19 protein-coding genes are annotated in these 17,516 nt (G+C 68.7%); 11 read left to right on the top strand and 8 right to left on the bottom strand.

Annotated features, from left to right (window positions below; translation table 11 throughout):
• Positions 1 to 21 precede the first annotated feature (21 nt).
• The 4 genes from Q0053_RS00420 to Q0053_RS00435 all read left to right on the top strand — a co-directional run bounded on the left by Q0053_RS00420 (position 22) and on the right by Q0053_RS00435 (position 2,233).
• Positions 22 to 651: an EF-hand domain-containing protein gene (locus Q0053_RS00420; RefSeq protein WP_298094475.1), complete on the top strand. Its 630-nt coding sequence runs from the start codon at positions 22 to 24 to the stop codon at positions 649 to 651.
• 66 nt (positions 652 to 717) lie between these two features.
• On the top strand, positions 718 to 1,281 hold the full coding sequence (locus tag Q0053_RS00425) for an RNA polymerase sigma factor (RefSeq protein WP_298094478.1): 564 nt from the start codon (positions 718 to 720) through the stop codon (positions 1,279 to 1,281).
• Positions 1,278 to 1,718, top strand: a complete 441-nt coding sequence (locus tag Q0053_RS00430; protein WP_298094481.1) for a hypothetical protein — start codon at positions 1,278 to 1,280, stop codon at positions 1,716 to 1,718. Before Q0053_RS00425 ends, Q0053_RS00430 begins: the two co-directional genes overlap by 4 nt.
• Positions 1,715 to 2,233 carry a periplasmic heavy metal sensor gene (locus tag Q0053_RS00435; RefSeq protein WP_298094483.1) on the top strand — a complete coding sequence of 173 codons (519 nt, stop codon included), beginning with the start codon at positions 1,715 to 1,717 and terminating at the stop codon, positions 2,231 to 2,233. The genes Q0053_RS00430 and Q0053_RS00435 overlap by 4 nt, the downstream gene beginning before the upstream one ends.
• Positions 2,234 to 2,235: 2 nt before the next feature.
• On the opposite strand, the gene Q0053_RS00440 is transcribed toward Q0053_RS00435, so the two are convergent.
• Together Q0053_RS00440 and Q0053_RS00445 are read right to left on the bottom strand one after the other, a co-directional pair.
• Positions 2,236 to 4,059, bottom strand: coding sequence for an ATP-binding protein (locus Q0053_RS00440; protein WP_298094486.1), 1,824 nt, complete (start codon positions 4,057 to 4,059; stop codon positions 2,236 to 2,238).
• 151 nt (positions 4,060 to 4,210) lie between these two features.
• Positions 4,211 to 4,786 carry a hypothetical protein gene (locus Q0053_RS00445; protein WP_298094489.1) on the bottom strand — a complete coding sequence of 192 codons (576 nt, stop codon included), beginning with the start codon at positions 4,784 to 4,786 and terminating at the stop codon, positions 4,211 to 4,213.
• A 198-nt stretch (positions 4,787 to 4,984) separates the two neighbouring features.
• Between Q0053_RS00445 and Q0053_RS00450 the strand changes: the two genes are divergently transcribed.
• Positions 4,985 to 6,487, top strand: coding sequence for an aldehyde dehydrogenase family protein (locus Q0053_RS00450; RefSeq protein ID WP_298094492.1), 1,503 nt, complete (start codon positions 4,985 to 4,987; stop codon positions 6,485 to 6,487).
• 135 nt (positions 6,488 to 6,622) lie between these two features.
• Here the strand turns inward: Q0053_RS00450 and Q0053_RS00455 are convergent, their stop codons facing one another.
• Both Q0053_RS00455 and Q0053_RS00460 read right to left on the bottom strand, forming a co-directional pair.
• A complete protein-coding gene (locus Q0053_RS00455) occupies positions 6,623 to 7,810 on the bottom strand; it encodes a winged helix-turn-helix domain-containing protein (protein ID WP_298094494.1) in 1,188 nt (395 codons plus the stop codon).
• Positions 7,811 to 7,988: 178 nt separating this feature from the next.
• On the bottom strand, positions 7,989 to 9,857 hold the full coding sequence (locus tag Q0053_RS00460) for a von Willebrand factor type A domain-containing protein (protein WP_367276664.1): 1,869 nt from the start codon (positions 9,855 to 9,857) through the stop codon (positions 7,989 to 7,991).
• A 177-nt stretch (positions 9,858 to 10,034) separates the two neighbouring features.
• Between Q0053_RS00460 and Q0053_RS00465 the strand changes: the two genes are divergently transcribed.
• Positions 10,035 to 11,882 (top strand): monovalent cation:proton antiporter-2 (CPA2) family protein, encoded by a 1,848-nt coding sequence (locus tag Q0053_RS00465; protein ID WP_298094500.1) that lies wholly within the window; start codon positions 10,035 to 10,037, stop codon positions 11,880 to 11,882.
• Between the two features lie 41 nt (positions 11,883 to 11,923).
• A complete protein-coding gene (gene dusA / locus Q0053_RS00470; protein ID WP_298094502.1) occupies positions 11,924 to 12,937 on the top strand; it encodes a tRNA dihydrouridine(20/20a) synthase DusA in 1,014 nt (337 codons plus the stop codon).
• A 30-nt stretch (positions 12,938 to 12,967) separates the two neighbouring features.
• On the opposite strand, the gene Q0053_RS00475 is transcribed toward dusA, so the two are convergent.
• The 4 genes from Q0053_RS00475 to Q0053_RS00490 form a co-directional block, all read right to left on the bottom strand.
• Complete coding sequence (locus tag Q0053_RS00475) at positions 12,968 to 13,375, bottom strand: hypothetical protein (RefSeq protein ID WP_298094504.1); 408 nt, start codon at positions 13,373 to 13,375, stop codon at positions 12,968 to 12,970.
• 12 nt (positions 13,376 to 13,387) lie between these two features.
• Complete coding sequence (locus Q0053_RS00480) at positions 13,388 to 14,020, bottom strand: hypothetical protein (RefSeq protein ID WP_298094505.1); 633 nt, start codon at positions 14,018 to 14,020, stop codon at positions 13,388 to 13,390.
• A 70-nt stretch (positions 14,021 to 14,090) separates the two neighbouring features.
• The gene (gene folB / locus Q0053_RS00485; protein WP_298094626.1) at positions 14,091 to 14,480 is read right to left on the bottom strand and encodes a dihydroneopterin aldolase; all 390 of its coding nucleotides are present in this window, start codon (positions 14,478 to 14,480) and stop codon (positions 14,091 to 14,093) included.
• Positions 14,481 to 14,498: 18 nt separating this feature from the next.
• Positions 14,499 to 15,257 (bottom strand): SDR family oxidoreductase, encoded by a 759-nt coding sequence (locus Q0053_RS00490; protein WP_298094507.1) that lies wholly within the window; start codon positions 15,255 to 15,257, stop codon positions 14,499 to 14,501.
• A gap of 152 nt (positions 15,258 to 15,409) precedes the next feature.
• Between Q0053_RS00490 and Q0053_RS00495 the strand changes: the two genes are divergently transcribed.
• The 4 genes from Q0053_RS00495 to Q0053_RS00510 all read left to right on the top strand — a co-directional run bounded on the left by Q0053_RS00495 (position 15,410) and on the right by Q0053_RS00510 (position 17,493).
• A complete protein-coding gene (locus Q0053_RS00495; protein ID WP_298094509.1) occupies positions 15,410 to 15,883 on the top strand; it encodes an NUDIX domain-containing protein in 474 nt (157 codons plus the stop codon).
• Between the two features lie 9 nt (positions 15,884 to 15,892).
• Positions 15,893 to 16,087 (top strand): hypothetical protein, encoded by a 195-nt coding sequence (locus Q0053_RS00500; protein WP_298094512.1) that lies wholly within the window; start codon positions 15,893 to 15,895, stop codon positions 16,085 to 16,087.
• 50 nt (positions 16,088 to 16,137) lie between these two features.
• Positions 16,138 to 16,809, top strand: a complete 672-nt coding sequence (locus Q0053_RS00505) for a Pr6Pr family membrane protein (protein ID WP_298094514.1) — start codon at positions 16,138 to 16,140, stop codon at positions 16,807 to 16,809.
• 237 nt (positions 16,810 to 17,046) lie between these two features.
• Positions 17,047 to 17,493: a DMT family transporter gene (locus Q0053_RS00510; protein WP_298094517.1), complete on the top strand. Its 447-nt coding sequence runs from the start codon at positions 17,047 to 17,049 to the stop codon at positions 17,491 to 17,493.
• Positions 17,494 to 17,516 lie beyond the last annotated feature (23 nt).

Consider the following 17,516-nt stretch of genomic DNA (forward strand, 5'->3'; position numbering starts at 1 on the left):
TTCGGCATGGAGATCACCGAGATGAAAAAGACCCTTCTGGCTGGCGGCCTCGCCGCCCTGACGCTGGCCGCCGCGGCCGGCACCGCCTTCGCCCAGCAACCCCCGGCCCGTGGCATGCGCGCCGATACGGACGGAGACCGTCGTCTGAGCCAGGCCGAGTTCGTGGGCCAGCGCGTGCAGCGCCTGACGGCCGCAGACACCAATCGTGACGGCTCGGTCACGGCCGATGAGCGCCGCGCCGCGATTCAGGCCCGCGTGGCCGACCGCGCCGATGCCCGGTTCGACCGGCTGGACGGCAATGACGACGGCGCCGTCAGCCGCGCCGAGTTCGACGCCGCCCGTGCGGCCGCGCGCCAGGCCCGCGCCGATCGCGGTCCCCGTCCGATGCGTGCCCAGCGCGGTCCGGCGCGCGGCCAGCGCGGCATGCCCCGGATGGAAGCCCGTGGCCCGGTCGTCATCGCCGACGTCCAGACCCGCGCAGAACAGGCCTTCACCCGCCTGGATGCCGACCACGATGGCTACATCACTCCGGCCGAAGGCCGCGCCGGCCGTCAGGCCATGCGCGAGCTGCGCCGTGACCGCATGAATGAACGCCGCGCCGCCCATCAGGCTCAACGGCAGGCGTCGCCTCCGGCCCCCGCTTCGGAGTAAGGTTGATGTCGGGGACGGCGGTCATGAACCGGGCGACCCTTTCGCTGTATTCGCATGAGGGCCGGATTGGCGCTGATCGCCGACCCCGACGAGGACCTGGTGCGCCGCGTGGGTCAGGGCGACCCGGCGGCCATCCAGGCCATGGTGGCGCGCAAGCTTCCGCGCATGCTGGCACTCGCCCAACGGATGCTGGGCGATGCGGCCGAGGCGGAGGATGTGGCCCAGGAGGTCATGCTGCGGGCCTGGAAACAGGCTCCTCGCTGGACACCGGGTCAGGCCAGGTTCGACACCTGGCTGCACCGGGTCGGGCTGAACCTCTGCTACGACCGGCTTCGCCGCAGACGGGAAGTGACCACGGCGACGCCGCCGGATCAGGCCGACACCGGCCCCGCGCCGGATCGGGGTCTGCTGGCGGCGGATGTGGGGGCACGGGTCGATGCGGCCCTGACCCGACTGCCGGATCGTCAGAGGGAGGCGATCGTCCTCTGTCATTATCAGGAGCTGACCAATATCGAGGCTGCGGCCCTGATGGCGGTCAGCGTGGAAGCGCTGGAAAGCCTGCTGTCACGGGGACGACGGGCGTTGAGACTGGCCTTGGCCGATATCCGGCCGGGTGCTGAGGGAGCATGAGTGTGATGACGTCGGAACGGTTCCTCGCCCTGGTCGCGGCCTATGGTGCCGACGCGCGGCGTTGGCCCGAGGCTGAGCGGGCGGGCGCCCGGGCCTTTGCTGCCGCCCGACCGGAGGCTGTGGCCGATGCGCTGGCTGAAGCGGATGCGGCGGATGCCCTGTTGCATGCCTCCCGCGTGGCCCACCCGTCCACCATCCTGCGTGACAGGGTCCTGGCCTCGGCCGCCGACGCGGGCTTGATCAGGGCGCGTCATCAAGGTCGACGCTGGCTGGACCGGCTGGCGCTGGCACTCGGTGCCGGCTGGGCTGCGGCGACCTGTGCCGGTATCGTGGCGGGTGTCATGATGACCACCTGGTTGACGGCCGACGCCCAGGCCGAAGCCGTCCTCTACCAGGCCTTCCTGCCCGCTGAGCATGATGCCGAGGTGCTGGGATGAACCCCGGGACCCTGAAGATCGCGCTCGCCGTATCGGTTGCGCTGAACCTGTTCGCCGTCGCGGCTGGGGTAACCGTGTTCGTGACCCGGGACGAGGTCGAGAAGCAGGTTGAGGCCCAGCAACCTCCGACCCGGATCGCGTCGCCGATGCGGCTGATCGACCGGCTTGATCCTGCTGTCCGGGCGCGCGTGCGCGATACCATGCGCGCCTCGGCCCTCGCCGCCCGCCCCGATTTCGAGGAAGCCCGGCTGAAGCGGCGTCAGGTCATCGACATGGGCCGGTCCGCAAGCTTCGACCCTGTCCGAGCGGCGGCGCTTCTGGAAGAATCCCGTACTGCGGAGCTGCGCGGCCGTGCCCGGCTGGAAGCCGACGCCGTGGCCCTGCTGGCTACGCTGGGACCGGATGACCGGCGGGTGCTGTCGGAAATCCTGACCCGTCGGGTCCGCGCGGCCGGCCGGGACCGGGGAGGTCGTGACAGTCAACCAACCGCCGCCGCGGCGACGCCCGCAGCCTGATCTCAGGCGGCGCGGGCCTGAACCTCGGTCATTTGGGTTTCCCCCGATTGCACCGGGCGCCGGATCGGCAGATCGAATCTCACAGTCGTGCCGTGGCCGGGCTCGCTCTCGATGCTCATCGTCCCGCCGTGCAGTTCGATCAGGGACTTGGTCAGGGCCAGCCCCAGGCCGGTGCCCTGGGTTGTCTTCGAATGCTGTCCCTCAACCTGTTCAAACGGTCGCGCCAGCCGGGCCAGGTCTTCGGCGGCGATGCCGATACCCGTGTCGGTGACCGTCACCCTCAGGCGATCGGCGTTCTGGCGCGAGATGGCGACGCCGATATGACCGCCGTCGGGCGTGAATTTCACCGCATTCGAAATCAGGTTCAGCACCACCTGTTTCAGTCCGCGATAGTCGGCATCGATGTCCGGGAGGTCCGGTGCCTCGACCACCAGGGTCAGGCCTGCCTCCTCGATCTTGCCGCGCATCAGGCGGGCCGCGTCATCGACCACTTCCTTCAGGGACACCGTGTCATAGTGCAGCGTCAGCTTGCCGGCCTCGATCTTGGCCATGTCGAGCACGTCATTGATCAGTGACAGCAGATGCTGTCCCGACTTGAGGATGTCGGCGGCATAGCCCTTGTATTTCGGATCGCCCAGCGGGCCGAACATCTCGCCGGCCATGATCTCGGAAAAGCCGTTGATGGCGTTCAGCGGCGTGCGCAGCTCGTGGCTCATATTGGCGAGGAATTCGGACTTGGCCTGGTTGGCCGCCTCGGCGCGGGTCATGGCCACCTCATATTTCCGGGCCAGCAGGGACAGCTTCTCCTCGCGGTCCTCCAGCTCGGTGATGGTGACCTGCAGCCGTTCGGTGGCGCGCTGGCGCTCCGCCTCCTTCTGCTTGATCGCGGTAATGTCTGCCGCCGTAACCACTGAGCCGCCGTCGGAAGTGGAACGGTCGACCAGCTGCAGCCAGCGTCCGTCGTGCAGCTCGATCTCACGCGTGCCGGCCCGCTCGCCCGTGGCGGGCTGATCCGACTTGATCGCCAGGGCCGCGATCTGGTTCAGTTCATGTCTGGAAACGCCCCTGCGGAGCATGCCCGCCTCAAAGCCGAAGGCGTCCTTGAAGGCCTCGTTCGACAGGATCAGCCGGCCCTGTTTGTCGAACAGAACAAAGGCGTCCGACACACTCTCGATTCCATCCCGCAGCCGGCTTTCCGCCGCCTGGGCCTGGGCCTTGGCCCGGCGCGCCTCGGTGGTATCCAGCGCCACGCCGAGCACATTGGTGAAGCCCTGCTCGCCCCGAACCCCCCGGGCCTGACCGCGGGCATCGATCCAGCGCGTCCTGCCCTGGGCAACAGGAACCGGGAAGGTGACATCGAACGCCCCGAAGGTCTGGGCCTGCCGAAGGGCGTGGTGCACCGCCTCGTGATAACGGGGATGGATGCAGGCGAGGATTTCCTCGACCGGAACGGATCCGCTGCGATCCAGCCCCATCAGTTCGGCCATATAGTCCGAAATCCTGACCAGGCCGGTCTCGGTGTCCCACTCCCAGACACCGCAGCGTGCGGCCTCGACCGCGCCGCGGAAGCGCCGTTCGGAGGCGGCCCATTCCCGGCTGATTCCCTGCTGCCGGCGCTGCATGAACAGGACCAGGCCGAGCGTGAACAGACCGATGGCGATGGGAGGACCGAGAACCCACAGTTCACCGGAGCCGAACCCGCTGACGGGCGGCGCGCTACCGCGATCAAGGCTGCGCGCCACGAGCAGAACATGCGCCGCGATGGCCAGCGCCAGAGTCAGGGTGGCGATGCGCAGCCAGGGCGGCGGCGCCCGAAGCCGGTCCACGCTTCGCCTCCCATCACTGGTTATGCGGCGTTCGTCACCCCGCAAGGCGATCTCCCCCAAGAATCCGTCGTTCGGTGACGAATCTAGGCTGCGTCGCGGATTCCTGTCGAGGCTTGGTTGGAAATCAGCCTTCTTTTGTCGCGCGAGCGGGTCAGGCGGCGCGTGAGGCCCGCTCGACAAAGCCCGCCGCTTCGGTCGGGGCGGCCATGATGTCGGTAATGGATCGGAGCAAGGCGCGGGCTTCTCCGGCCAGTCTCTGCATCTCCGGCGGTGCGTCTTCCGGTGCCTCGTCGACCGAGGCTGCCAGTCGTTCGGCCAGGGCCATCAGCCTCGGCGCGGCAGCGATCAACCGGGCCTGGAACTCGATCTGATCCGGATCGCGGTCGTATTCAGAACCCGGTACCCGCCAACCGCCCCAGTCAGCCTTGTCGGTGACGATCACGGGGTAGGTGCCGGGGAAGGGATGGTGCGAACACTCATCCGGCGTCTGCCACTTGTTCCTCGCCCGCATCAGTCGCCACAGATCACCGCTGTTCGCGGCCGGGTCATCCGTGGGCAGAAGCAGTTCATGGCCGAGGAACTCCCGCCCCAGACCGATGTCGTAGGTCACGCGGACCGGCTCTTCGAACCCCTTGGCCCAGACGGGCTGGACCTTCTCGATCTGGGCCCATGCGCCGACGCATTCGACCCAGACCTTTTGTCCCTTCTGGAACTGTGCGCGTGCCATCGGCTTCTCCCGTGCTTCAAGGACAGTATGCCGCAGCCGCGTGAACAGCCGGTTTGGCGACAGGGTGAAGCGGGCGTAAACGGCTGACCGCGAGTTGGGCGCGCCAGCGAGGGCCATCCACCCTGAGGCACCGTCCGCTCCGGGTTCCGCTTTCGCCCGCCTTGCCGGAAGGCTAAACGGCCCGGCACACCACGGAGAATGACGATGACGGCGGCGAACGAGGCAAAGGCTATTCTGCAACGGCTGGGCGTCCCCGGCGCGGTCTGGAGCGCCGACGGCTTCGAGGCTCGCTCGCCGATCGACGGCTCGGTGGCCGGCCGCGTGGCAGAGACACCCGACCTCGACGCCGTCGCCGATCGCGCGACCGCCGCCTTCCACCAGTGGAAACGCATCCCTGCCCCGCGTCGCGGCGAACTGGTCCGCCTGCTGGGCGAGGAGTTGCGGGCGTCCAAGGACGACCTCGCCCGTCTGGTCACCCTGGAAGCCGGCAAGATCGTCTCCGAAGGCCTCGGCGAGGTGCAGGAGATGATCGACATCTGCGACTTCGCCGTCGGCTTGTCGCGACAGATCTACGGCCTGACCATCGCCAGCGAGCGCCCCGGCCACCACATGCGCGAGACATACCAGCCGCTGGGGCCGGTGCTGGTCATTTCGGCCTTCAACTTCCCGGTCGCCGTCTGGGCCTGGAACGCCTGCCTCGCCCTCGTCTGCGGCGATCCGGTGATCTGGAAGCCGTCGGAAAAGACACCCCTGACGGCGCTCGCCACCCACGCCATCCTCGACCGCGCCATCGCCCGGTTCGGAGACGCCCCGGAAGGCCTGTCCCAGCTGGTCATCGGCGGCCGCGAGGCCGGCGAGGCCCTGGCCGCCGATCCGCGCATCCCGCTGGTCTCCGCCACCGGCTCCACCCGCATGGGCCGCGCTGTGGCCCAGACCGTCGCCGCCCGCCTCGGCCGCAGCCTGCTGGAGCTCGGCGGCAACAACGCCATGTTGGTCACGCCCAGCGCCGACCTCGACATGGCCGTCCGCGCCATCGCCTTCTCCGCCGTCGGCACCGCCGGCCAGCGCTGCACCACCCTGCGTCGCCTGCTGGTGCATGACAGCATCGCCGACACCCTCATCGCCCGCCTTCAAGCCGCCTATGAAACCCTGCCGGTCGGCGACCCGCGTGTGGACGGGGTTCTGGTCGGCCCGCTCATCGACGAGACCGCCTTCCACGGCTTCGACACGGCCCTGAAACAGGCCGTCGAACAGGGCGGTCAGGTCGTCGTCGGCGGCGAGCGCGAGGACCGGGACGGCGTCTACGTCCGCCCCGCCATCGTCCGCATGCCGGCCCAGAGCGCGGTCGTCCAGCACGAGACCTTCGCTCCTATCCTCTACGTCCTGACCTGGTCCGACTTCGACGCAGCCGTGGCCATGCAGAACGCCGTGCCCCAGGGCCTGTCGTCCTGCGTCTTCACCGACAGCGTCCGCGAGGCCGAGGCCTTCCTCTCCGCCTGGGGCTCCGACTGCGGCATCGCCAACGTCAACATCGGCCCCTCCGGCGCCGAAATCGGCGGGGCCTTCGGCGGCGAGAAGGACACGGGCGGCGGCCGCGAATCCGGCTCCGACGCCTGGAAGGCCTATATGCGCCGCCAGACCCAGACGGTGAATTTCTCGACCAGCCTGCCGCTGGCGCAGGGGGTGAAGTTCGAGGTCTAGGGATCAGGGATCAGGGATCAGGGATTAGGGATTAGGGATTCAGGATCACGAAGGTGACCCCGGTAGGAGGCCAGACTGTCCGGAGTCGGTTGGCACCAGATTCTGAGTAGGCCCCTAATCCCTAATCCCTAATCCCTAAGCCCCCTCCAGCGCCTCCGCCAGATCGCCCTTCCCGACCACCTCGACGTTCTCCAGCCCCAACCACCCGGCCATCCGCCGCAGTTCCGCCGCCAGTCGCGCGGGCGTCTCCGGCGTCGCGTCCGGCTCGCGCCAGGCCGCCTGCACCAGCAGCGTCCCGGCCTTTCGATCCGCCTTCAGATCGACCCGCGCCGTGATCGCCTCGTCCTCGAGGAAGGGCAGGACATAGTAGCCGTGGGCGCGCTTGTGGGCCGGGGTGTAGATCTCCAGCCGCACCCTGACCCCGAACAGCCGCTCGGTGCGGTCGCGGGTCCAGATCAGATTGTCGAACGGCGACAGCAGGGCCGCGCCCGTCACCTTGCGCGGCGTCTTCGCCCCGGCCGCCAGATAAGCCGGATGCCGCCAGCCCGTCACCGCGACCGGCATCAGCTCGCCGGCCTCGACCAGCTCCGCGATCCGCTCGCGCGCATCGGCCAGGGGCAGGCGGAAATAGTCCCGCAGGTCCGCCGCTGTCGCCACGCCCATGGCCCGCGCCGAGATGCGGACCAGCTCCCGCTGGGCGTCCGCCTCGGTCGGCGTCGGCAGGTCGACGATCCGGGCGGGCAGGGCGCGTTCGGTCAGGTCATAGACCCGCTCGAATCCGTTCCGCGTCTTCGTGGAGATCAGCCCGGCCCAGAACAGCCACTCCAGCGCCCGCTTGCCGTCCGACCATGACCACCAGCCCGGCGCCCCGCGCGGCCCGGATGCAAAGTCCCCGCCGGTGACCGGCCCGCGCCGTTCGATCTCGGCCAGAACGCCGTCGATATAGTCGGCCTTTTCGCGCCCGAACCGCGACAGGCCGGTCCACATGGCACCGTCCTTCGCCCGCTCCATCCGCCAGCGCAGCAGCGGCTGCATCTCCAGCGGCAGCAGCGAGGCCTCATGCCCCCAGTATTCGAACAGCCCCCGCCGCGCCCCCCAGGCCTCGGCCTCCAGCGCCTCGCGCGGATAGTCCCCCAGCCGCGAGAAGCCGGGCAGATAGTGGGTCCGCGTCACCACATTGACGCTGTCGATCTGGATCACCCCCAGCTTCCGCGCGACGTCGCGGACATGGCTGCGGCCCGGCGTGGCGGGCTGCGCGCGCCCGAAGCCCTGGGCGGCCAGGGCTATGCGGCGGGCAGTTTGGGCGGAGAGGGTTTCGGTCACGGGGTCATCATGGCGGCATCCCTCTCCCATTGGGAGAGGGCTTGAGCCTCCGGGCGCGAAGCGATCGGCAAGGCGAAAGGGTGAGGGTCGGCCGTCCGGGGGCGGCTTCGCCGCTCAATCCAGCCGACCCACATCCGGCGCTGCGCGCCACCTTCTCCCAGCGGGAGAAGGAATCAGGTCAGGGCGCCGCCCGCGCCGGCAATCCCTGCGCCGCCCGCACCATCTGCACGAACTCCGCCCGCTCTCCGTAAGGATCGTCCCCCCGCGCGCCCTGGGCCTGTTCCAGCACCGCGTCCCAGTCAAAGCCGTCGCCCAGCCAGGGGTCACCGCGCAACTTCTGACCGAAGGCCGCCACCGCGATGGCCCAGCGGGTGCTTTCCGGCGGCTGGGCCGAAACCCGGTCGCCGCCCGCGTTGGACACCACCCTTTGCATCAGCTGTGAGTCCCGTTCGCCCGGCAGTTTGAAGCGGACCTGCACAAAGCCGACCTCGCCGTCCGGGTCGCCGCCCCCGACGCCCAGGCTGTTACGGTTCTCGGGATAGCGGCGCTCGCCCATCTGGCTCGGCCCACCCACCGGGGTGATCTCATACAGGGCGGTCACCGAGGCCCCTGATCCGACCTCGCCGGCATCGACGCGGTCGTTGTTGAAATCGGCCTCGCTCAGCAGCCTGGTCTCATAGCCGATCAGCCGGTATTCGCTGACCCGGGCCGGATTGAACTCGACCTGGATCTTGACGTCGTCGGCGATGGGGAAGGCCCCCCGGTCAAACGCCGGACCGAACAGCCGCCGCGCCTCGTTCAGGTCGTCGACATAGGCCGCTGTGCCGTTGCCGGCCTGGGCGATCGTCTGCATCCGGCTGTCCTGATAGTTGCCGCGCCCGAAGCCATAGACCGACAGATAGATGCCGGTTTCCCGCTTGGCCGCGACATAGTCTTCCAGCCGCATGTCGTCCGTGACGCCGACATTGAAGTCGCCGTCGGTGAACATCAGGATCCGGTTGACCCGGTCGCGGGCGAAATTGGCCTGGGCCTGGTCATAGGCATTGGTCATGCCCGTCGCGCCCGCCGTGCCGCCCGAGGCATACAGGCTGGCCACGGCGCAGCGCAGCTTCAGCTTCCGGTCGCCCGGTGTCGGGGCCAGCCGTGTGCCCGCCCCCTCGGCATAGTAGGTCACCGCCACCGTGTCCTGCGGCCGCAGCCGGTCGATGATCAGGTTCATCGACTTCTGGGCCAGGGCCAGCTTGTCGGGGCTGCCCATCGAGCCCGAGACATCGACCAGGAAGGTCAGGTTCAGCGGCCGGCGTTCTGCCTCGGGCAGTTCATAGCCCTGCAGCGCGACATGGACGATCTGCCGTCCCGGCCCCCAGGGTGATTCCGTCACCGCGGTAGTGATGGCGAATGGCTGCGTCGCCGAGGTCGGCCGCGCATAGCCGTAGTCGAAATAGTTGATCAGCTCCTCGACCCGCACCGCGTCGGCCGGGGGCGCGCGGCCCTCGTCAATGAAGCGCCGCACATTGGCATAGCTGGCCGTGTCGACGTCGATCGAAAAGGTCGAAACCGGCTCATCGGCCACGCGGCGTACCGGGTTGGGCGTGGCGTCGGGATAGCGTTCGGTATCGGGGGTCGCGGGGACGCCCGGAACCTGGGGGGTGGAAAGGGCGGGGACGCTCGGGGGGTATCTGCTCGCATCTGGCGTGACGCGGGAACCGGTCACGGCCACTTCGTTCACAGCGGTCGAAGGCAGGATGACGGGCGGCGCAGGGAGTACCAACGCCGGTGCCTGTGCCGGTGGCGGTGGTGGCGGCGGCGGTGGCGCCGACGGGGGCGGCGGCGGCGTGGGAGGCACACCGCCGCTGCGCGCAGCATAGGTCGCCGCCCCGCGGTCCTCCGGCAGGTCGAAGCCGAACACCCGACAGGCGGCGGGCGATACCACACCGTCCGAGGGCTTGTCGGGGTCAATGGCCCGGCCCTCCTGGGCCATGACCGGCAGGGGGGCCATGGGTGCCGCGAGGGCCAGGCTCAGCAGGCCGACAAGAGCGGGTTTCAACGGATGTTCGGACATTGAATGGTTTTCCCGGGGTTGTGCCGGGACCATGAGACATCTCCGCTTCGGGCGAAACTGTGGCGCGCGTTTTCTGACGAAGTCCGATGGTTGATCGTTGAGCCGGGGGTGGCGCATCCGGGCATCACCCCCCACTATCCAGAGCCGCCGCAGGGGACGCAGATGCACGAGACGACCAGCATGGGTCTGGGCCACGTGGTGGCGCTGCTGGCGGCCATGGTCATCGCCGCCACCCTGTTCCGCCGCTTCGGCCTCGGCGCCGTGCTCGGCTATCTGGCCGCCGGCCTCTTGGTCGGGCCGTCGGGGCTGGGCGTCGTCAGCGATCCTGAATCCGTCCTGCACGTCGCCGAACTCGGCGTCGTCATGTTCCTGTTCATCATCGGTCTTGAGATGCGGCCCGCCCGCCTGTGGAGCCTGCGCCGGGAAATCTTCGGCCTCGGCGCGGTGCAGGTGCTGGCCTGCGCCCTGCTGCTCACAGGGATCGCCCTGCTGGCCGGACTGGCCTGGTATGCCGCGCTGATCGCCGGCTTCGGCTTTGCCCTCTCGTCCACCGCCATCGTCATGCAACTGCTGCAGGAGCGGAACGAGAACGCTGACCCACCCGGTCAGCGCGTCGTCTCCATCCTGCTGTTCGAGGACCTCGCCATCGTGCCGCTGCTGGCGCTGGTGGCGGTGCTGGCCGGAACCTACGGCGCTTCGGTCGAGACCGGCCATCCAATCTGGATGACCGTCGGCCTCGCCGTCGCGGCGGTGGCCCTGGTCTATGTCGCCGGCCGCTGGGTCGTGAATCCCTTCTTCCGCCTGCTGGCCCGCTACGGCGGCCGCGAGGTCATGACCATGGGCGCCCTTCTGGTCGTGCTCGGCGCCGCCTGGGCCATGGATCTCGGCGGTCTGTCCATGGCCATGGGGGCCTTCCTCGCCGGGGTGTTGCTCTCGGAATCGACCTTCCGTCATCAGCTTGAGGCCGATGTCGAACCCTTCCGCGGCCTGTTGCTGGGCCTGTTCTTCCTCAGCGTCGGCATGTCGCTGGACCTTCGGGTGGTGGTCGCCGACTGGGCCTGGGTGCTGGGCGGGCTGGCCGCCTTCATGTCCGCCAAGATGATCGCGGTCTATGCCGTCGCCCGCATCCGGCAGACGCACGGCGAGGGCCTGTTGCGCGCGGCCCTGATGGGTGAGGGCGGCGAGTTCGCCTTCGTTCTCTATTCGACGGCCTTCGCCGCCGGTCTGTTCGACGCCCGCACCGCCGCCATCCTCGCCGCGGTCGTCATCCTGTCCATGGTCCTGACCCCGCTCCGGGTCATGCTGGCCGACCGGTTGCGCCCGAAGGAGGCGGTCTCGATGGACGGCATCGACCACGCCGCCGACCTGCGCGAGCGGGTCCTGATCATCGGCTTCGGCCGCTTTGCCCAGGTCGTCTCCCAACCCCTGCTGACCCGCGACATCGACGTCTCCATCATCGACCATGACGTCGAAATGATCCGGGCCGCCGGCAATTTCGGCTTCAAGGTCTATTATGGCGACGGGTCGCGACTGGACGTGCTGCGGGCATCCGGAGCTGACCGCGCCGAAACCATACTCGTCTGCGTCGACAAGCCCGAGGTGGCCGACCATATCGTCGAACTGGTCAAGGCCGAGTTCCCCCTGACCAGGTTGTTCGTCCGCGCCTATGACCGCGGGCATTCCATCCGGCTGGTCAAGGCCGGTGTCGAATACCAGCTGCGCGAAACCTTCGAGAGCGCCCTGGTGTTCGGCCATCAGGTGCTGATCGATCTCGGCTTCTCCGACGCCGAAGCGCGCGAAACCATCGAGGAGGTTCGCCGCCGCGACGAGGAGCGCTTCACCCTGCAGCTGTCCGGTGGTGCCCAGGCCGGACGCGCCCTGATGCGCGGCAACGCCGTCACGCCCCAGCCCGCGCCCTACGTCAAACCCCGCCGCGAGGGCCAGGCCCTCAACGACGAGGCCGCCGGGGTGCTGGACGGTGAGGACGGGCGGGACAAGGTCGGGACCTGACGGTCGCGTCCGCCCCCGCTTCGGTGTAAGGACGCGGCCCGATGAACCGCCGTCTCTCGATCGCGCCCATGATGGACTGGACCGACCGGCATTGCCGGGCGTTCCATCGCGCCCTGACGGCCGAGGCCCTGCTCTATACCGAGATGGTCACCGCCCCGGCGGTGGTGAACGGCGACCGGGAGCGGCTTCTGGGGTTCGACGCGCTCGAACATCCGGTGGCCCTGCAGATCGGCGGCTCCGACCCGGACCAGCTGGCCGAGGCGGCGCGGATCGGCGAGGCCTTCGGCTATGACGAGATCAATCTGAACGTCGGCTGCCCCTCCGACCGGGTCCAGTCGGGCCGGTTCGGCGCCTGCCTGATGCGCGAGCCGCAGCTGGTCGCGGACTGTATGGCGGCCATCAAGGCGGCCGTATCGGTCCCCGCCACCGTCAAATGCCGGATCGGCGTCGATGACCAGGACCCGCAGGTCTCGCTGTTCGCCACCGTGGACGCCTGCGCCGCCGTCGGGATCGAGGTCTTCATCGTCCACGCCCGCAAGGCCTGGCTGCAAGGCCTGTCGCCCAGGGAGAACCGGGATGTGCCGCCGCTGGACTATGGCCTCGTGCGCCGGCTCAAGCGTGAAAGGCCCCATCTGTCCATCTCGATCAACGGCGGCATCACCTCGCTGGACGAGGCCGAGGCCCATCTGGATGACAGCGACGGGGTTCAGCTGGACGGAGTCATGATGGGCCGTGCCGCCTATCATGAGCCGGCGCTTCTCGGTCAGGCCGACCGCCGCCTGTTCGGGGCCGCGACCCCCGATGTCGACGCCTTCGCCGCCCTCGACCGCTATCGCCCCTATCTGGCTGCGCGGCTGGAAGAGGGCGTCGCCCTGCCGGCCATGACCCGGCACATGCTCGGCCTGATGCACGGCCGCCCCGGAGCCCGCGCCTTCCGCCGCATCCTGACGGTGGAGTCCATCGGGGTCGGTGCCGGTCTCGAGGTGCTGGACCGCGCGGTGGACGCCGTGCGCGAAGCCGGGGCGCGGTTCGAGGCCCGCGGCGAGGCGGCCTGATCGCCACCCCGCCTCAGGCGGAAAGAGGCGTCAGGGGGCCTTGTCGCCGAGCAGCCGGAACAGGCCGATCAGGCTCCTGATCGTGAACCAGACAGTCAGCAACAGCAGGCTGAGTCCCAGCAGCACGGCGACCGGGGCCAGGATCAGGCCCATCACCGGCGCGATGAAGATCGACACAAGCCAGGCCCCGATGCCGGTCCACAGCAGGAGGGTCCACCAGAACACCGACCAGAACAGTCGGATCTGGGCGTCGATATGGGCTCGTGACAGGCCGTCCGAGCCGCTGCGCCCGGCATAGGCGACGATCAGGCCGACGATGACCAGCAGGTTGGCGCTGGGCAGGGACAGGATGTACAGGCCCCAGGCGATCAGGGCCGCCGGCTTGCCTTCGGACTCATGGCCGGGGGCGAAACGGGGTTCTCGCGGGGCATCGGCCATGGCGTCCCGCCGTCAGATCCACCAGCCGAGCGGATCGGTAATCTCCCGGCCGGACTTCAGGGCCCAGACACCCGAAGCGCCGCGCGCCAGTATCCAGATCGCCAGGGCGAACAGGATCGGCACCCCCAGTGCAAACGGCGCCGCCAGCAGGATCACCCCCGCAACAGCCACCACCGCTGCCGCCCACAGGGTGCGTCTCTGGTAGATGAAATGCGACGCCGAAAGGTCGTCGTCCGGCTCGTCCCGCCCGGTCACAGCGAACAGGGCGATCGCCGCTGACACGCCCACGGTCGGCACAGCGAGCAGGATCAGGGCATAGACGGCGAACAGGCCCAGGCCTCCGCCGGGGATGGCCGGGGCTGCGTCCCGGCGGCGCTTTCGCATCGGAAATTCGCTTGAAGGGGTGAAGAGGGTGCCGGCCTCGACCGGGCCGGGCTCCGGCGGCAAGGGCTTGTCCCCGGGTTCCGGTTCCGGCTCGGGCTCAGGCTCCGGTTCGGGCTCCGGCTCCGGCTCGGGCTCAGGCTCATGACGCAGTCGCCCCTGCAGCGACGCTGGTGTGGCGAAGCCGATCAGGTCGTCATCATGGACGTCCGCCTGGTCGACCAGGGGGGCGTCCGCGGGGGGAAGATCGCCGGGTTCGGCCATCGGATATCCTTAAGTCCGGCCCCAGTAATGACCGCGCCTCGCCTTTGGCGCAACCGTCGGGGGCAATGCGTCAGCGCGCCAGCACCAGCTCGCAGCCGGCGGCGGCGGCGGCCTCCAGAGCACCCGGCTTTTCGATCCGCACGGTGCAGCGCCGCACCCGGCCATCGTCCAGACACGCCACGGCCAGCCGTTCGGCAAAGGTCTCCACAAGTCCGACATGGCCCTCGGCCACGATGGCACGGGCCGCAGAGGCCACGGTCTCATAGTTGATCGTGTCCGCCAGCCGCTCGACCGGCATCGGGCCGAGCTCCAGCGTCACATCGATGACCAGGGTCTGCAGCCGACCCTGTTCATGGGCGTGCACCCCGATTCCCGCCTCGACCTTCAGGCCCCGCACGAACACGGTCAGGGCCTCGCGGCGCGGGGCGTCCCCGGAAACAGGTGCCGCGGGAAAGGGCAGGGGCGATACGGTCAAGGCCTACTCCACAATGTCCGGGGTCTGCCAGGCCAGGTGCTGGCCCCCGTCGACGGCGATCATCTGTCCGGTCACCAGGTCCGCGTCGACCAGCCAGAGCACGGTCCGGGCGATCGCCTCCGGACTGCCGGGCCGCCCCATGGGCACGGCTGCGGCCTCGGCGGCGAAGGTCTCGGCGGTCTGATGCACCGACGGCAGGACCGGTCCGGGCCCGACGCCGTTGACGCGGATACGCGGGGCCAGCGCCTGGGCCATGGTCCGGGTCGCGACCCACAGCGCCGACTTCGACAGGCCGTAGGAAAAGAAGCGCGGATCGGGCTTCAGCACCCGCTGGTCCAGAATATTGATGATGGACGCGCCCTCGGCCGCCTGGGCCGCAAACGCCTGGGCCAGCAGCACCGGTGCGCGCAGATTGACGTCCATATGCGCGGCCCAGCTCTCGCCGGTCAGGGTGTCCAGCCGGTCATCGGCGAACAGCGAGGCATTGTTGACCAGCACCGACAGCGGCCCCAGCGCCGCGACGGCCCGGCCGACCAGGGCCCCGGTCGCTTCGGCGTCTGCGAGGTCGGCCGACAGGCAGACGGCGCGTCGGCCGAGGGCCCGGATCCCGTCCGCCAGCTGCGCGGCCTCGTCGCCCGATTCGCGATGGTGGATCGCCAGGTCGAAACCGGCGGCGGCCAGCTCAAGACAGATCGCCCGGCCGATGCGCTTGGCCCCGCCGGTGACAAGGGCAGCACCACGGCTGGCGGAGACGTCAGTCAACCCGGCCGAACTCGACGACATTGATGACGGCAAGAACGGCGACAAAGCCGAGGATGATATAGAGGGCCAGCATGGAAACGCTCCTTTAGCGCGCCCGCAATAAAGCCCTGCGCCCTGCTGTTCAAGGCGGCGCGAGGCCCTATCGTCGCCCCATGACGACATGGCGCACCCGGATCGAGCCCTTCACCCGCCCCCTGTTCTTCGCCTGGTCGCGGATCAGCCGCGGCATGACCCTCGGCGTGCGCGGCGTGGCGATCGATTCCGCCGGCCGCGTCCTGCTGGTCAAACACACCTATCTCCACGGCTGGTGGCTGCCCGGCGGCGGCGTCGAGCGCGGCCAGACCTGCGAGGAGGCGCTGATCCGCGAGCTGCGCGAGGAGGCCGGTCTAATCATCGAGGGCCGCCCGACCCTGGTCAGCGTCCATTCCAACGAACGCTTCTTCCGCGGCGACCATGTGCTGGTCTACCGCATCGACCGCTTCTCGATGACCGACCGCGCCAGCCACGGCGAGATCGCCGCGGTCGGCTGGTTCGACCCGCAGGCCCTGCCGGAGGACACGCACCGCGCGACGCGGGACCGGCTGGGGGAGATTTTCTCCGGCGCGGCCGGCATGACAGACTGGTAGCCAGACCCCATGAACCCGACCCTGCTCGCCATGATCGCCGTCGTCATCGGCGAGGCCGCCACGGCCCTGCAGGCTCCGACCAGTGCGAAGATGATGACCGCCGCGGGCTCGCCGGTGAATGCCGCCTTCGTCAGGTGCCAGGCAGGCGATGCAGCAAAGTCCCGAAGGACTGCACCCTGTCGCGTGAGTTGGTTTTCACGTTGACAGCTACCCGTTTTCACCTGAACCGCGTTGCCCGGTCCAATGGAGTGACGATGAAACATTCTATACAAGACGAGCGCTACGGTCGCCTGTTTGCCGGCTTTATCGCGGCGGGCTCCTTAATCGGCATCATCCCGCCGCTACAGCTTTTGCTTGAGGACGGAAGGGGCCTGGTCGAAGCGCTGTGGCAGATGCTGCGTCCCTTTACAATTACGACTAACCTGCTGATTGTAATCGTATTCGGATCCATTGCGGTTAGAGGGGCAGAGCGGGTGTCTGCGCTTCTGATCGGTGCTGTGATGCTTGCGATCCTGCTCGTCGGCATCATTTTCAACTTGGTTCTGGGGCAAATCCCGCAACTCAACTGGTGGACTTTCCTTGGAGACAGCTTGCACCACCACATTGCTCCGGTCGCAGTACCGCTATGGTGGCTGATCTATGCGCCCCACGGAAGGCTGCGTTGGCATGCGCCGCTGGTCTGGGCGTTATACCCGCTTGCTTATTCAGCCTACAGTCTTGCGCGCGCCGAATTCGAGCCAGTCTCGGCGTTACGCTATCCCTATTTCTTTATGAACGTAGACATGCTCGGCTGGAGTGGTGTGCTGTTTAACCTTGCGATTATCGCCGCCGCTTTCACGGCGATAGGCTTTCTGATTGTATTGGTTGATCGGCGTCTCGCGCGCGGCAAACAACAAAGTCCCGAGTCAACTGTTCGCAAGGTATGACCGGCGACCTGGGCAGCAGGGTGTTGCGCCCTTTGGAGCGCATTCCACCGTTAACCCGCCATCCAGAAGCCTTGGGGTGCCGCCCGCCTGACCGACCGCACCAGCCACGGCGAGATCGCGGCTATCGGCTGGTTCGACCCGCAGGCCCTGCCGGAGGACATGCACCGCGCGACGCGGGACCGGCTGGGGGAAATCTTCAGCGGTGCGGACACCGCGACAAGCTGGTAGCCAGACCCCATGAACCCCAACCTCTTCGCCATGATCGCCGTCGTCCTCGCAGGCGGGGCCACCGCGCTTCAGGCCCCGACCAATGCCAAGATGATGGGCGCCGTCGGTTCGCCGGTGAACGCCGCCTTCGTCTCCTTCGCCGTCGGCACGGCGGCGCTGGGCATCCTCGCCGTGATCCTGCAGGCCAAGCCCGATGTCGCGGCGGCGCGGGGCCTGCCCTGGTATGCCTGGGTCGGCGGCCTCTATGGCGCGATCTTCGTCGTGGCGGCGGCCTGGGGCGTGCCGCGCCTCGGCGTCGCCCTGACCATCACCCTGATGGTCGCCGGCCAGCTGCTGATCGGCCTGATCCTCGACCATTTCGGAGCCTTCGGCACGCCGCAGCACCCGATCAGCCTGGGCCGCCTCGCCGGCATCGCCCTGGTTCTGGCCGGTGTCCTTATGGTCCGCCGCTTCTAGGGCGGACCTGTCGAACCAATCCG

This window comes from Brevundimonas sp., from assembly GCF_027487935.1.
Lineage (GTDB): Bacteria > Pseudomonadota > Alphaproteobacteria > Caulobacterales > Caulobacteraceae > Brevundimonas.

What these genes read in the sequence shown, in the direction of transcription:
- Q0053_RS00420 (WP_298094475.1), top strand. Translation starts at nt 22, where the DNA reads ATGAAAAAGACCCTTCTGGCTGGCGGCCTCGCCGCCCTGACGCTGGCC.
- Q0053_RS00430 (WP_298094481.1), top strand. Translation starts at nt 1,278, where the DNA reads ATGAGTGTGATGACGTCGGAACGGTTCCTCGCCCTGGTCGCGGCCTAT.
- Q0053_RS00435 (WP_298094483.1), top strand. Translation starts at nt 1,715, where the DNA reads ATGAACCCCGGGACCCTGAAGATCGCGCTCGCCGTATCGGTTGCGCTG.
- Q0053_RS00445 (WP_298094489.1), bottom strand. Translation starts at nt 4,786, where the DNA reads ATGGCACGCGCACAGTTCCAGAAGGGACAAAAGGTCTGGGTCGAATGC.
- Q0053_RS00450 (WP_298094492.1), top strand. Translation starts at nt 4,985, where the DNA reads ATGACGATGACGGCGGCGAACGAGGCAAAGGCTATTCTGCAACGGCTG.
- Q0053_RS00465 (WP_298094500.1), top strand. Translation starts at nt 10,035, where the DNA reads ATGCACGAGACGACCAGCATGGGTCTGGGCCACGTGGTGGCGCTGCTG.
- dusA (WP_298094502.1), top strand. Translation starts at nt 11,924, where the DNA reads ATGAACCGCCGTCTCTCGATCGCGCCCATGATGGACTGGACCGACCGG.
- Q0053_RS00475 (WP_298094504.1), bottom strand. Translation starts at nt 13,375, where the DNA reads ATGGCCGATGCCCCGCGAGAACCCCGTTTCGCCCCCGGCCATGAGTCC.
- Q0053_RS00480 (WP_298094505.1), bottom strand. Translation starts at nt 14,020, where the DNA reads ATGGCCGAACCCGGCGATCTTCCCCCCGCGGACGCCCCCCTGGTCGAC.
- Q0053_RS00495 (WP_298094509.1), top strand. Translation starts at nt 15,410, where the DNA reads ATGACGACATGGCGCACCCGGATCGAGCCCTTCACCCGCCCCCTGTTC.
- Q0053_RS00500 (WP_298094512.1), top strand. Translation starts at nt 15,893, where the DNA reads ATGAACCCGACCCTGCTCGCCATGATCGCCGTCGTCATCGGCGAGGCC.
- Q0053_RS00505 (WP_298094514.1), top strand. Translation starts at nt 16,138, where the DNA reads ATGAAACATTCTATACAAGACGAGCGCTACGGTCGCCTGTTTGCCGGC.
- Q0053_RS00510 (WP_298094517.1), top strand. Translation starts at nt 17,047, where the DNA reads ATGAACCCCAACCTCTTCGCCATGATCGCCGTCGTCCTCGCAGGCGGG.